The sequence below is a fragment of the Tigheibacillus halophilus genome (assembly GCF_042683165.1).
GTDB lineage: Bacteria > Bacillota > Bacilli > Bacillales > Amphibacillaceae > Tigheibacillus > Tigheibacillus halophilus.
Genome location: NZ_JBHUIZ010000012.1, coordinates 354,370 through 368,275, shown reverse-complemented (window position 1 = coordinate 368,275; position 13,906 = coordinate 354,370). Strand labels below are relative to the sequence as shown.

Sequence of the window (13,906 nt, the reverse complement as noted above, 5' to 3'; positions counted from 1 at the left end):
CCGGTGTATTCAGGAGAAACTGTTTATGTTATTGTTTCTGCTGAATTTATAGGTTGCGATTAGGAAAAAGACCAGCGCGAATGCGATGAGAATCAGAAAGTTCAAATACAAATCACCTATTTTGCTGCCTTCTTGCAGTTGTGTCAATGTTTCTAAGGCCCATCGTTGTGGCAGAAATTCAGATATCTTCTGTGCTGTTTTTGGCATTATTTCGACCGGCCAAAAACATCCAGAGAGCATAACGGTCGGCATTATAATCAAATTGGACAGGGCAGACACTGCGTTGCGGCTGCCGGAGAAAGCAACAATGGTCAATGACAATCCTACAGAAATCAATGCGAACAAGATCATCACGACAGCTGCCTTCCAAAAAACTACACCTAAACTGATATCAAATCCCTTGGTCAAAATCAATAGCGTCAGCATTGCCTGAACAATCATGACCATGAGATTCACCAGCGTGTTGGCTATCATGAATTGTTTTGCTGTAATCGGCGTTGACAGCAATCGAAAGTAGGTACGTTCTTCTTTTTCCTTCAATATGATTTCCGCAAGATTGCTTGCAGAGAGCAACATGATCATGATCAAGAAGCCTACTGCCGTATATGTCATTCCTTTATCGACAGAAGTATCTTCCACTGCTGTTGTCTGCAACTGAAATTCCGCTTGCTGATAATCCTTGTATAACGCAGTGAATTTGTGAGTATCTCCATCCGCCGCCTCACTAAGAACAGTCAATTGGTCCATATATTGATAGAGCATCGACTTGACAAACCCTGTCACACTTTCCCCTTTAATGGAGGTGATGGTCACATGAGCAGGTTTCTGTGCCAAGATACTATCTGCGTACCCATGATCAAAAGTGATGGCCCCATCAATATGCCCTGAGGTGAGCGCATCCTGCATTTCTTTATCCTTTAATACCTTCATATCTACATGATCCATTTGTTTTAAATAATCAATCGTTTCAGCTGTGATTGGCTGTCTGTCATGATCGATAATTCCAATGGAAAGAGATTGCGAATTTTGGTCTCCGTATGCTACAAACGCGACGATGATACCAATCATAGGCATAAAAAGGTACAATAGGATATTTTTCTTGCTTTTGAACGTTACCGTCAGGGTCTTTTTCATTAGCCATAGTACATTCTTCATCTACATTCCCTCCTTTTTGCGGAATATAACAGATGCAATCAGCATGAACAGCAAAGCCGCACCGATATTGAACCCTATAGCAGGAAATAATGCTGACAAATCATTCGCATAAACCATTTTGATCACCGCGTCGTTTTCCCATGTCAATGGCGATAAGTTCGTCAGGATTTTCATAAAACCTTCTGGATTATCAATCTTGAAATATGCCCCGCCAAAAAAGGAAGCCACTTGCACAACAGTCATAATAATCACCCTGGCCGCAGCCGGCGTTTTTGTCATATAGCTTATTCCCAGTCCAAAACTGATTGCAAAAATGATTTCGGACAATAACAACAGGGAGACAAGCCCCGGATGGCTCCCCCAATTCGCATGTAATGCAACGATACTAACAATGACTACAGCAGCAATACAGACTGCATTAATGACAATACTCCCCAATACTTTCCCGGCAAAAATGTTTGATTTCTTTACAGGGGCAATCATCAGTCTGTCAGCTGTATGACGTGTGCGTTCAGCTGTGATTAAAAAGCTGGCTGAGATAGCTGCATATAATGCAATCATGGTGGTCATCACAATGGCATAGTAATCCATGGAACCAGGCTGTTTATCACCTGTGATTGTTTTTTCTTTAATAAAATCTTCTTTTTCCTTGTTTGCAAATAGAGATGCTTGTTTTTCAGGGACTTCCTTTGCAATAACCGATCCAAGATTATATTGTTTTACAAAAGCAGCCAGCGTACCTTGCAATATGCTCGCTTCCAAACTGTCTGACTTATTGATTTCCAGCTGCATGCCATCCGTTCTCACCTGCAGAAAAGCATCTTTTTTACCGTCTTCTATCTGCTTTTCAGCTGCAGATTTGGAATCCGCTTCCTTAAAGTGGATGCCTGACTTCCCTGTTGCTTTCACAAAGTCTTTAAATGCATTGGTTGTTTGTTCATCTGCTGTGCTCGTATACAAGACGTGGACGTCGCCAATTGTTTTTTCGGAGTCAAAAGCGCCGCTTAAAGCAGATCCAAGCACCAGCATCAACACTATGGGAAATGCCACCATGAACACAAATGTCTTGATGTCCCGAAAGTCATGCTTTATTTGCTTCCAGGTAATTTGTAACATCTTCATCCTTTTCTCCTCCCTTCGATTTAGATATCACGCAAGTTTCGACCTGTCAGTGTTAAAAACACCGTTTCCAGATTTGGTTCTTTTTCATCCAGCGACCGTATGTCGATACCATGATGGATGAAGTGGGCGATAATATGATTTAAATTGTTCATCCCAAAATCCGTGTGAATCTGGATCTTATTGTCGGTACAGTGGACGTCAGCAACGCCTTGGATAGCTTTGATGTCAGCAAGGTTGATGCCTTCTGTCGTTCTTACTTCAATCTCAATCAATTTTTTATTCGTAATTAGTGATTTCAATTGTTCTTTCGTGCCTTCCGCGATAATCTTGCCATGATCAATGATAGCAATACGACTGCAAATTTCCTCGACTTCTTCCATATAATGACTGGTATAAATAATTGTACAACCCATATCATTCAGTTTTCGGACTGAGTTTAATATATAATTCCTGGATTGTGGATCGATACCGACTGTTGGCTCATCCATGATGATGAGTTTTGGACGGTGCGCCAAAGCACAGGCAATATTGAGCCGTCTTTTCATTCCTCCTGAAAATTTCTTCGGGAAGTTTTTTTGTTTCTCCAGCAAACCGACAAATTTCAGCGCCTCCAATGTACGTTCATGCAATTCCTTTCCCCGAAATCCATATAATCCAGCAAAAAAATGGACATTCTCGTACGCTGTCAAATCCTCATATATCGCAATCTCTTGTGGTACCATGCCAATATTTCGCTTCATAAATGTTGCATGTTTTGCACTATCTTTTCCCAAAAACTTTATCGTTCCTTGATTTTTACGAATCAATCCAGTGATCATGTTGATGGTCGTACTTTTACCTGCACCATTTGATCCGAGGAATCCGAATATTTCTCCTTCCGCCAAGGATAACGACATGTTGTCTACCGCAATAAAGTCACCAAATTTTTTTGCCAGATTTTTTATTTCCAGGATATTCATCCGCTTCACCCTTTTCATCAATTTGAATCTATTTTTATTATAAAAAAAAGAACACACCGATATAAGTGCATTCTTTCATCATCCCATATGAAATATTTCATGTTTTCATGTTGGTATAGTTGTTTTTTATGGTACTTCTTCACATCAGGACTTATCTGACAGCAGCGATTCTGCTAACAGCTGTGTTTTCCAACCTTCCAGGGCATTGGAAACTGGTTGCGTATCTTGTTGTATACTGGCAATGAAATGACTCACAGCTCCTTCAAATCCGCGCAATTTCGTGATAGGTTCCCATGAGCCAGCTGCTGTTGCTGTCACAGTACCTTCACGCTCCTCTTCCAACAAGGTCATATTTTTCACTCTGATTACGGATCCATCCATAATTATTTCCAGTCGCTCCAGGTTAGTACCCGCGCTGCGGTGCATGGCAGTGGAATACAACGTTTGTGTATCTGCCTTGTACAAATGATGGGCATGAATCAACTGCGCTTTTTCATTTGTTTTCATATAAGAAAATGCAACTTTCAAATCACCATCTGCCAGCCACCGGATGGTATCCACCAAATGAATATAATCATCCATGATTGTAAAAGCTAAATTCCTGCCAATTCCAGCTAATCGATGCTTTTCCATATGGACGGAGCCTGCATCATGTATTTTTACCTTCGCTTCCAGGTAACACGGTGCAAAACGGCGGTTAAAACCGACCATTATTTTTCTGCCTGTCTTCTCACTTAATGCTACTAATTTTTCGGCTTGAGCTGTCGTTTGTGCCAAGGGCTTATCCACATACACATCAATGCCGTTTTTCAAAAGCGTCGATGTTACTTCAAAATGCGATTCCGTGGAACTATGTACAAAAACAGCATCACATGCACTTGCCAACGCTTGCAGACTGGCAAAGCTATTCATCCGATATTGTCTGCAGATACGATCCCTTTTCTGGACACTTGGTGAGAATGCACCTACTAATGTCCAGTTTGTTTCTTTGGTTAAAATCGGCAAATATGCTTTTTGTGCAATACCACCAAGTCCGACGATACCTACACGGATATTTTCCATTGCTATACCTCCTTCAAAATCGGGAGCAGGGTAGTGACGGAAAATCCGTTTTTTCCATCAACAATTATTTTACCGTCGATAGAAGCCGTCCTTTCCTCCATCCCGATGATCCCCAATCCTTTCTCTATTTTCCCCGCACCGCTTCCGTCGTCTTTCACTTCTGCTTTAATAAGCTTATTCAACACCGTAATATCTACAGCGATTTTGCTGCAATCACTGTATTTCATGGCATTTGTCAATGCCTCATTCATATTTTCCGCTATAACTTTCCATTGGATAGGAAGGATGACATCGAGATTACCTTGATATGTTATTGCTGTCTTTATACTGTTTTTTGCGGCGAATTCATCAATATACAGTTTGAGACGGTTGATGCCTACATGCTCTGTTGCAGGTTTCATATTTTTTAACGTCAGCCGGATGCTCTCAATCCCTTCTTTTGTGATGCCAATCGCATTTTGCAGTAACTCCTCCGCCTTATCCTGGTCCAGTTTCAGCATCGCTTTGGAGGCTTCCATTTGTATAAGCGCTCCCGTTATGGCATGCCCGATATCATCATGGATTTCCTGTGAAATACGGTTTCTTTCCTCCAATTTAAGCATATATTCGGATTGCTTTGCATAGATATCCTTTTCCTGGATACGCTGTATCAATTGTTGCTGTGTAAGCCGTAATTCATCCATAGCAGCTTCGCCGGTGCGTATTTTTTGTGCAAACTGAGACCCCATGGTATGAAACATGAAAACAAACACTGCTATAAGAAGATATAACGCTTGGAGTTCTCTGCTGAGATAAAACACAGGACCCAGTACCAATAGTAAGCGCACCCAATGACGTTTTACGTAAAGCTCCAAAAGCTCCAGCATTGATAATGGCAAAAACAAAATGAATAATGGATTGGCATAAACATACCCCGCCACTTCCAGCAATACCGAGAGCAAGATGCACAATCGAATGAAGACGGCTTTTCTCAAAATAGACGTGCACAGATTCAGACATATATACAATAAAAGCAGAAAAACCACCAAGGGTATATCTTGTACATGACTCGGGATACTTTGCAAAATGATGTAGAAAATAAGCGTCATTTTGCAAAAAATCAACCAGCGTTCCATCAGTCGTAAACTTTCCCTGTCAGATAATAGACAGCAATTTGTGTACGATGTTTCAATCCCGTTTTGTTTAAGATGGATGTGATGTAATTTGCTACTGTTCCGCCCGATATGTACATTTTCTCAGATATTTCTTTATTGGCGTATCCTTTAGCGATATAGGACATGATTTCCAATTCTCGTTCGGTGAATTTCGATGAATCCAGCATCGGCTCTTCTTTCGTATTCTGTCTGTTTGCCAAAGTGGATTTAATTTTTTCCAACATCACATCCTGAATGATGCCAGTGCCATGATAAACACTTTTTAAAGCATCATGGATCCGCTCTGGATCGTTATTTTTGAGCAAATAACCTCTCGCACCGTTTTGGATGGCACCAAGGATATATTCATCATCATCAAATGTTGTCAAAATGACTGGTTTCGTTTTGGTTTTTTCTGTAATCAGTTTGGTCGCTTCAACACCGTTCATCCGAGGCATACGGACATCCAGCAAAGCAATATCCACCTCATGCTTCATGCAATAGTCCACGGCTTCCTGACCGTCTTTTAAGATGGCAAGCACTTGGAAATCTTTATAAGTGGACAGGATGATATTCATCCCTTCGCGTATAAATGAATTATCGTCTGCAATGATCACTTTGATTGGCATGACTTCGGACATTTCCCATCACATCCTTTTTTCGTCTTGATCATCAGTGCGTCGTTCACACTATATGAAGTAAATATAATGCAAAACATGCTATTTCGCCAAAATGTTGATTGGAATCCGCTAAGATGCATTTCGTACGCTCGCAATCTTTATCGCAACTATGTATGCTCATCCCCTTGAAGGTTTGATTCGATTATATCAGATAATGCAAATGGATATTTTTCGTCTTTTTTCAAATCGAGTGGAGAAAACCCGTAAAACATGCTAAAATGAACTGTTGCAAGGATAAAAAATGAATATACCTACATCCATTTGTATCTTGCAAATATAAATGAATAGGTGGGAACCAACATGGAAGAAACAAATAATTATCAGGTGCTGCTGTATTACAAATTCGTACCTCTTGAAGATCCCGAAGGCTTTGCAGCAGAACATCTCAAATTCTGTAAAAATCTAGGCTTGAAGGGTCGTATATTGGTAGCACATGAAGGAATCAACGGAACCGTTTCAGGTACCATGGAACAGACACAAAAGTATATGGATGCAATGCACTGCGATTCACGTTTTGCCGATATGCCATTTAAAATCGATCAGCATGACGGACACGCATTTAAAAAAATGCATGTCAGACATCGTCCTGAGCTTGTAACACTTCGCTTGGATGATGCCGTGAGCCCAATTGAAAAAACTGGAAAATTCCTGTCACCTTCAGAATTCTTCAAGGCGATGCAGGAAGAAGATGCTGTCATCCTTGATACACGAAATGATTATGAATATGAGCTGGGCCATTTTCGCGGAGCTATCAACCCCGATATCGCCTCTTTCCGCGACCTGCCAGAATGGATCAAGGAACATAAAGATGAATTAAAAGGAAAAAAAGTGCTGACATATTGCACTGGCGGTATCCGCTGTGAAAAATTCACCGGCTGGCTGATGGATGAGGGCATAGAAGATGTCAATCAGCTTCATGGCGGTATTGTGACATACGGAAAAGATCCCGAAGTACAAGGTGAGTTATGGGACGGCCAATGCTATGTGTTTGATGAGCGCCTTTCCGTACCGATCAACAGGAAGGAACATGTTGTCGTTGGGGTCGATTATTTTGACGGCAAGCCATGTGAACGTTATGTCAATTGTGCCAACCCGGATTGTAACAGACAAATGCTTTGCTCGGAGGAAAACGAGCATAAATATATGCGCGGCTGCTCACATGAATGCAGAGTTAGCCCAATAAATATGTACGTGAAAGAGCACAATCTGTCAGATGAAGAAGTGCAGCGCAGATTGGATGCTATTGCAGAAGAAGAAAAAAATAAGCAAGAAGCCATATAACGCATAAGCGGACCAGACAGTTGTGATGACTGCCTGGTCCGCTTTCATGCTGCTGCGACAGTTTTTGGGCACATATATAATTTGTGAGTGCAATTGCAATGCCGCTTCTTTTGTCGGTTTGCTTTCACATCAACTGAAATCCTTGTTTCTCAAAAAAAATGGCTTTGCGGTAATGCTGGCATTAGTTTCCAGCACATCCTGCTTCCGATTACATGCTGCCATTTCAACTTTAGCCTGCGCGTTTATTCAAAAGATTTTTTGGCTCGCTAGCTATGCAGTCTGGTAAGTAGTACTGAGGTATCATAATTTTGTTGACTTACCTTGCAGTGGTTATCTATTTCAATTGGCAGCCGTTTCTAACGGAAGATATATCAGAGATTTTGGGCTAGTCGCTGGCATCATTTCTTTTTTCGCTGCCCTTGCATCATACATCTTTGGCCATAAATAAAAGTGTGCAATGCTGTCTAAAACGTGTGGATTCCATATAAAAGCAGTTTCCTTTGCGTTTTGTATATCCACGACGGGACAACCCTTTTGACACCTTGTATAACTGCATGTATCCTTTGATAAAGGAGGCAAAAAATGAACGTATATGATTTTCAGGCAGAAACAATCAAAGGAGAAAAAAAGCGTCTGGCGGACTATAAAGGCTATGTGCTGTTGATTGTCAACACAGCAAGCAAATGCGGGTTCACTCCACAGTTAGAAGGTTTACAGGGACTTTATGAGCAATATCATGATAAAGGTCTGGAAATACTTGGATTTCCCTGCAACCAGTTTGCAAGCCAGGATCCTGGCTCCAATGATGAAATACAGTCATTTTGCCAGCTAAACTACGGTGTTACCTTCCCCATGTTTGCTAAAATCGATGTCAAAGGAAAGCAAGCGCATCCGCTTTATAACTATTTGACGAATGAGGCCAAGGGAATGATGGGCAAGCAAATCAAATGGAATTTCACTAAATTCCTTGTTGGCAGAGACGGGGAAGTACTCCAGCGTTTCGCACCACAAACCAAACCGGAAAGCCTCGCTGAAGAAATTGAAAAGGCATTGTAGGAAGAACACATCACTCAGATGTGCCTATTCATCTGAGTGATGACTCTTCTTTAGATTAGTGAGGACGATCCTCGCTGTTCTTCACGACGTCGGTTTCTTTTATTTGAAAAGTCACTTCTATATCAATTGGCATTTTGGAAAATAGGGGCTTCCAATTGTTTTCAGTTTTTTTCCAGCAAGATGGGTATTCACGGTGTAAAGCTTGCCCAAAGTCAAAGTAATCCGCTTTGAATTCATTTTACTGTACTCTGATATTATAAGATTTTGGCCAGAAAGTTCCGGGCGCGTTCTGTTTTCTGCTGTTTAAAAAACGTTTCAGGGACACCTTCCTCTACAAGTTTCCCCTCTGCCATAAACAAGATCCGATCTGCCACTTCTCTGGCGAATCCCATTTCATGCGTGACAATAACCATGGTCATACCGGTATTGGCTAGATCCTTCATGACATCCAATACTTCTTTAACCATCTCCGGGTCAAGCGCAGAAGTTGGTTCATCAAACAGCATGATTTCCGGCTCCATTGCCAAAGCCCTTGCAATGGCCACACGTTGCTTTTGTCCGCCTGATAAACGATTCGGATAGGCGTCTGCCTTGTCTGTCATCCCAACCTTCCTTAGCAGCTCCAAAGCCAACTGCCCTGCTTCTTTTTTGTTCATCTTTTTCACTTTCATCGGCGCATATGTGATGTTTTCCAGCACCGTCATATGACCAAACAAATGAAAATGCTGAAATACCATGCCAATATTTTTACGAACCAAAGCTCTATTTACTTTGGGTGCGGTAATCTTCTGATCATTAATTGATACATCGCCGGAAGTCGGTTCTTCGAGCAAATTCAAACAGCGCAGAAAAGTTGACTTCCCTGACCCCGATGGTCCGATAACTGCAACAACTTCTCCATCCTGGATTGTCGTGGTGATACCTTGCAGCACGTTATTCTCGCCAAAATCCTTGCATAAGTTTTCTACCTTAATCACTGTAATGAAGCCTCCGTTCAACCATTTTGCCGATTTTAGTCAGAATGAATACCATTATCCAATAGATTAAACCAGCAAATAGCAGTGGTTCGAAATTGCGGTAAATATCCGCACCGACAATTTGTGCTCGGCGCATTAAATCCACGTAACCTATGACAGACACAATTGCGGATTCTTTCGTTAGTGTGATGAATTCATTCATCAAAGCGGGCAAAATATTCTTCAACGCTTGCGGCAATATAATGTTCACCATCATTTGTCTGTAAGGAACACCTAGTGCCTGCGCTGCTTCCGTTTGGCCACGATCAACGGCCATGATTCCTGCACGAATGATTTCTGATACATAAGCAGCTGAATTCAAGCCAAATGCCATGATTGCTGACAAAAATGGCGAGATATCATAGCCGCTCAACTGCGGTACAGCAAAATAAAACAACATAAGCTGCAAAATAAGCGGGGTTCCGCGGAAAATAGATGTGTAGACATCTGCTATTACTTTTAAAATTTTTATTTTAGTAATTTTAAATAAAGATAAGATTGTCCCCAGTACAAAACCAATACAGATTGCCATCATGACAAACTTTAATGTTACCCATATCCCTTTCAGCATATAAGGAATATATGGCACGATTTGCGAAAAGTCCAAATTCATGCCGCCACCTCTTTCCAAACATTTTTATCAACAGATTTTAAGCTTGCCTGAAGGGATATGCCCTGTATCCTTACTCCTGATAGTCAGCCAGCCATTTATTCTTTAATTTGTCCAATTCCCCGTTGCTTTCCATTTTCTCAATCACTTTATCTACCTTTTTCGTTAACCCACTGCCTTTTGGAAAAGCAATCCCCATCCCCGGGGAACTCGTGGTCGGGTCGTCAAATCCATTCAAATCTTGTTTCTTCACAAATCCTTTTGCTACTGTTTTATCCAAATAGCCTACATCGATGCGGTTGGAAGCAAGCTCCTCTGCGATAATATTAGCGCTATCCAGTTTCTTCACGGTAAAACCGTATTTTTCCGCCAATTTATCAGCCCCTTCAGCTTGAATAGTACCAAGCTGAACACCGATGGTTTTTCCTTTTAAACCCTCCAGGTCACGGAACTGTTTTCCTTTCTTGAAAATGAACATTTCCCCAGAGCGATTATATTCCTTGGAAAAATCAACATTGTTGCGGCGTTTTTCTGTCGCGCTCATCCCTGCCATCACCATATCTACACGGTTGGCTTGCAGTGCGCCGATAAGGCCATCGAATTTCATATCTTTCACTTTTAACTCATAACCAAGTTGTTTAGCGATATAGCTCGCCAAATCAATGTCAAATCCAACAATATCGCCACTTTTATCATGGGATTCAAATGGCGGAAAATCAGCAGAAGTTGCCAGCTCCAATATTTTCTTATCCTTTCCTTCTGCTTGTTTACTATTGCCACAGGCAGCAAGCATGCCCGTTAATAATATAATGAGAATTCCTATAGACCATTTTTTCATGATGTTTTCTCCTTTAGTGTATATTTGGGGTAACTATGATTGCTTTGTCGTTTTTTCAGCAAATTCATTTTTAACATTCTCAAGTAATGCAGAATCGGTTAACAAATCATATCCAGTTCCTGCCAGGGCCAGGGCACCAGATATCAATGTCTGATGTCCATCCTCACTGATGGTTTGATCTGCAAACTCTTTCGTATGCGCCACAAGACTGGAATCATTCAAGCCAATATAGGGATGAATCGCCGGTACGACATGGCTGACATTTCCCATATCGATAGATCCGCTGCCTTCTTTTGCTGGAAAAATCGGCAAATCGCTCACTTTCTGCAGATTATCTGTGAATGCAGCAGACATTGCCTCATTTGTAATCATATTGTCGTAGCTTAACTCGTAATTCGAGATTGCCAGTTTTGCACCCGTCATTTGCGCCGCACCTTCTGCTATATTCTTTACTTTTTCCACCACGTCATCCAATAGAAGGCGTTCTTCCGCCCTGACATAAAATTGGGCCACTGCATAATCGGGGACAACGTTGGCTGCTTTTCCGCCATCTGCAATGATTCCGTGAATACGCACCGATGACGGTACATGTTGACGCAGAGCATTAATGCCATTAAATAGCTGAATCACACTATCCAAGGCGTTAACCCCTTTCTCCGGGGCAGATGCAGCATGAGCGCTTTTGCCAGTGTAAGCAAACTGAATGGCATCCATAGCCAGGGATTTTCCGCTTCGATAAGAATCACCATTCGGGTGAACAATCATGGCAGCGTCTATACCATTAAAGACCCCTTCTTCACTCATTGGCACTTTGGCGCCGTTGGTTTCTTCCGCCGGAGTACCAAGCACGACCACTGTGCCGCCGGTTTGTTGGATGCATTTGCTAAGAAGCACTCCTGCTCCAGTACTCATTGTGCCAATCAAGTTATGGCCACACCCATGCCCCACACCTGGAAGGGCATCATATTCAGCGAGATATGCAATCGTCGGTCCCGGTTTTCCACTGGAATATGTTGCTTTAAAAGCAGTCTTTCTGCCGGCAATCCCTTTGTCAACCTGGAAACCATGTTCCATAAGAATATCAATCAAGTGCTGTGAAGACCTGTATTCTTGATCGCCAAGTTCAGGATGTTCATATAGTTTATTTACGATTTCCCAAAGTTTCGGCTCTATTTGTTGCATTTCTTTATTCATTAATTTCTTCATTATTATCACCTGTTTTGTATTTTTATAAGTTATTATGTATATTTATAACACAATTCCATATCTATTTGCAATACTTATTTTTGACTAAAGTACCACGCTATGCAGGGAATCCACCTCTGCCTTGCTTTTTTCGATGATGACGTTTCTCCTCCCGAAAGATAAAAAAAGAAATGCGGACATGGTATACATATCCGCATTTCAACTTACTGAAAACTGATGTATTTGGAAAACTTTTTCGATACATGAAGATATACGGACATAGCCTAATATGCTTTCGCCCAGTAAACAAGTTCTTTCGCTTTTTTTCCACAGCAGACGCATGAGTCGCTGACTTCTTCTTGCTCAAAAGGAATACATCTGGAAGTTGCTTGGCAATCTTCCTTGATTTTTTCTTCACAAGCTTGATCTCCACACCACATTGCTTTGATAAAGCCACCCTTTTCATCTAGCACTTTCTGGAATTCTTCCAAATTTTTCGCTACAGTGGTCATTTCCTCGCGGTGAACCAACGCTTTATCAAACAAGTTCTGTTGAATTTCTTCCAACAGTTTCGGCAGGCGTGTGTGCAAATCTGTCAGGGCTACAAATTCCTTTTCACCTGTATCACGACGAGCAAGCACTACCTGTTCTTTCTCCATATCTTTCGGACCCATTTCAATACGGACAGGGATCCCTTTCATCTCATATTCATTGAATTTCCAGCCTGGCATCTTGTCACTGGCGTCGATGTCTACACGTATCAAGTCTTTCAATTGATCACGCAACTCGTATGCCTTATCAAGAACCCCTTCTTTATGCTGAGCAATCGGAACGATCATTGCCTGTATTGGTGCGATTTTCGGCGGTACAACCAATCCACGATTATCTCCATGCATCATGATCAACCCGCCAATGATTCTTGTAGACATTCCCCAGGAAGTCGTATGAACCAATTTCGTTTCGCCGTCCTTATCGGAATAATTGATATTGAAGGCATCTGCAAATCCCGTTCCCAGATAATGCGACGTTCCGGACTGCAATGCTTTGCCGTCATGCATCAAACTTTCAATCGTCAGCGTATAATCTGCTCCCGCAAATTTTTCCTTCTCTGTTTTGCGACCCTTTATAAGTGGGATAGCGAGGTACTTTTCACATATTTCCGCATAGATTTCCAGCATGCGTTTTGTCTCTTCTTCGGCGTCCTGTTGGTCTGCATGACATGTATGTCCCTCTTGCCAAAGGAATTCTGATGTGCGCAGGAACGGACGAGTAGTTTTTTCCCAGCGAACCACGTTAGCCCACTGATTGTATAACATGGGCAAATCACGATAGGAATGGATATTTTTAGCGTAGTATTCGCCGAATAACACTTCTGACGTAGGACGTACTACTAGACGTTCTGCCAACTCTTCATCTCCGCCGTGGGTCACCCAAGCCACTTCCGGTGCAAATCCTTCAATATGATCTTTTTCTTTTTGCAGCAGGCTTTCTGGAATGAACAAAGGGAAATATACATTTTGATGGCCTGTTTCTTTAAAACGTCTATCCAATTCATTCTTGATATTTTCCCAAATTGCAAAACCATACGGCTTGATGATCATGGTTCCGCGTACAGCACCATAATCAACCATTTGTGCCTGCTTCACCACATCTGTATACCACTGCGCAAAATCATCCTCCATGGCTGTGATTTTCTCCACGAAATCCTTATTCTTCTTACCCAATCTGAACACCTCTTTTATTTTGATAGGGATTTCCCTCCAAGTACCAGGTTCTGTCCTTCAATCCGCGAACACAAAAAAACCTCCA

13 protein-coding genes and 1 pseudogene are annotated in these 13,906 nt (G+C 41.7%); 2 read left to right on the top strand and 12 right to left on the bottom strand.

Annotated features, from left to right (window positions below; all coding sequences use genetic code 11):
• Window positions 1-9: 9 nt before the first annotated feature.
• The 6 genes from ACFSMW_RS12955 to ACFSMW_RS12930 form a co-directional block, all read right to left on the bottom strand.
• Window positions 10-1,155 carry an ABC transporter permease gene (locus ACFSMW_RS12955; RefSeq protein WP_390356240.1) on the bottom strand — a complete coding sequence of 382 codons (1,146 nt, stop codon included), beginning with the start codon at window positions 1,153-1,155 and terminating at the stop codon, window positions 10-12.
• Window positions 1,156-2,277, bottom strand: a complete 1,122-nt coding sequence (locus ACFSMW_RS12950; protein ID WP_390356238.1) for an ABC transporter permease — start codon at window positions 2,275-2,277, stop codon at window positions 1,156-1,158.
• Between the two features lie 20 nt (window positions 2,278-2,297).
• The gene (locus tag ACFSMW_RS12945; RefSeq protein ID WP_390356236.1) at window positions 2,298-3,236 is read right to left on the bottom strand and encodes an ABC transporter ATP-binding protein; all 939 of its coding nucleotides are present in this window, start codon (window positions 3,234-3,236) and stop codon (window positions 2,298-2,300) included.
• Between the two features lie 144 nt (window positions 3,237-3,380).
• Complete coding sequence (locus ACFSMW_RS12940) at window positions 3,381-4,298, bottom strand: Gfo/Idh/MocA family protein (RefSeq protein WP_390356234.1); 918 nt, start codon at window positions 4,296-4,298, stop codon at window positions 3,381-3,383.
• A gap of 2 nt (window positions 4,299-4,300) precedes the next feature.
• The gene (locus ACFSMW_RS12935) at window positions 4,301-5,413 is read right to left on the bottom strand and encodes a sensor histidine kinase (protein WP_390356232.1); all 1,113 of its coding nucleotides are present in this window, start codon (window positions 5,411-5,413) and stop codon (window positions 4,301-4,303) included.
• Entirely contained in the window at window positions 5,413-6,060 is a 648-nt protein-coding gene (locus ACFSMW_RS12930) for a response regulator transcription factor (protein ID WP_390356444.1), read from the bottom strand. The genes ACFSMW_RS12935 and ACFSMW_RS12930 overlap by 1 nt, the downstream gene beginning before the upstream one ends.
• 351 nt (window positions 6,061-6,411) lie before the next feature.
• Between ACFSMW_RS12930 and trhO the strand changes: the two genes are divergently transcribed.
• Both trhO and ACFSMW_RS12920 read left to right on the top strand, forming a co-directional pair.
• Entirely contained in the window at window positions 6,412-7,392 is a 981-nt protein-coding gene (trhO, locus tag ACFSMW_RS12925) for an oxygen-dependent tRNA uridine(34) hydroxylase TrhO (protein ID WP_390356231.1), read from the top strand.
• A gap of 582 nt (window positions 7,393-7,974) precedes the next feature.
• A complete protein-coding gene (locus tag ACFSMW_RS12920; RefSeq protein WP_390356230.1) occupies window positions 7,975-8,448 on the top strand; it encodes a glutathione peroxidase in 474 nt (157 codons plus the stop codon).
• A gap of 55 nt (window positions 8,449-8,503) precedes the next feature.
• Here the strand turns inward: ACFSMW_RS12920 and ACFSMW_RS12915 are convergent.
• The 6 genes and pseudogenes from ACFSMW_RS12915 to proS all read right to left on the bottom strand — a co-directional run.
• Window positions 8,504-8,671, bottom strand: a pseudogene (locus tag ACFSMW_RS12915) (Ger(x)C family spore germination C-terminal domain-containing protein); the annotation flags it as partial.
• Window positions 8,672-8,702: 31 nt separating this feature from the next.
• Window positions 8,703-9,425, bottom strand: a complete 723-nt coding sequence (locus ACFSMW_RS12910; protein ID WP_390356228.1) for an amino acid ABC transporter ATP-binding protein — start codon at window positions 9,423-9,425, stop codon at window positions 8,703-8,705.
• Window positions 9,418-10,077 (bottom strand): amino acid ABC transporter permease, encoded by a 660-nt coding sequence (locus tag ACFSMW_RS12905; protein WP_390356227.1) that lies wholly within the window; start codon window positions 10,075-10,077, stop codon window positions 9,418-9,420. The genes ACFSMW_RS12910 and ACFSMW_RS12905 overlap by 8 nt, the downstream gene beginning before the upstream one ends.
• 70 nt (window positions 10,078-10,147) lie before the next feature.
• Window positions 10,148-10,912, bottom strand: a complete 765-nt coding sequence (locus ACFSMW_RS12900) for a transporter substrate-binding domain-containing protein (RefSeq protein ID WP_390356226.1) — start codon at window positions 10,910-10,912, stop codon at window positions 10,148-10,150.
• A 33-nt stretch (window positions 10,913-10,945) separates the two neighbouring features.
• Window positions 10,946-12,118, bottom strand: coding sequence for a M20 family metallopeptidase (locus ACFSMW_RS12895; RefSeq protein WP_390356224.1), 1,173 nt, complete (start codon window positions 12,116-12,118; stop codon window positions 10,946-10,948).
• A gap of 263 nt (window positions 12,119-12,381) precedes the next feature.
• On the bottom strand, window positions 12,382-13,821 hold the full coding sequence (proS, locus tag ACFSMW_RS12890; RefSeq protein WP_390356222.1) for a proline--tRNA ligase: 1,440 nt from the start codon (window positions 13,819-13,821) through the stop codon (window positions 12,382-12,384).
• Between the last annotated feature and the right edge of the window lie 85 nt (window positions 13,822-13,906).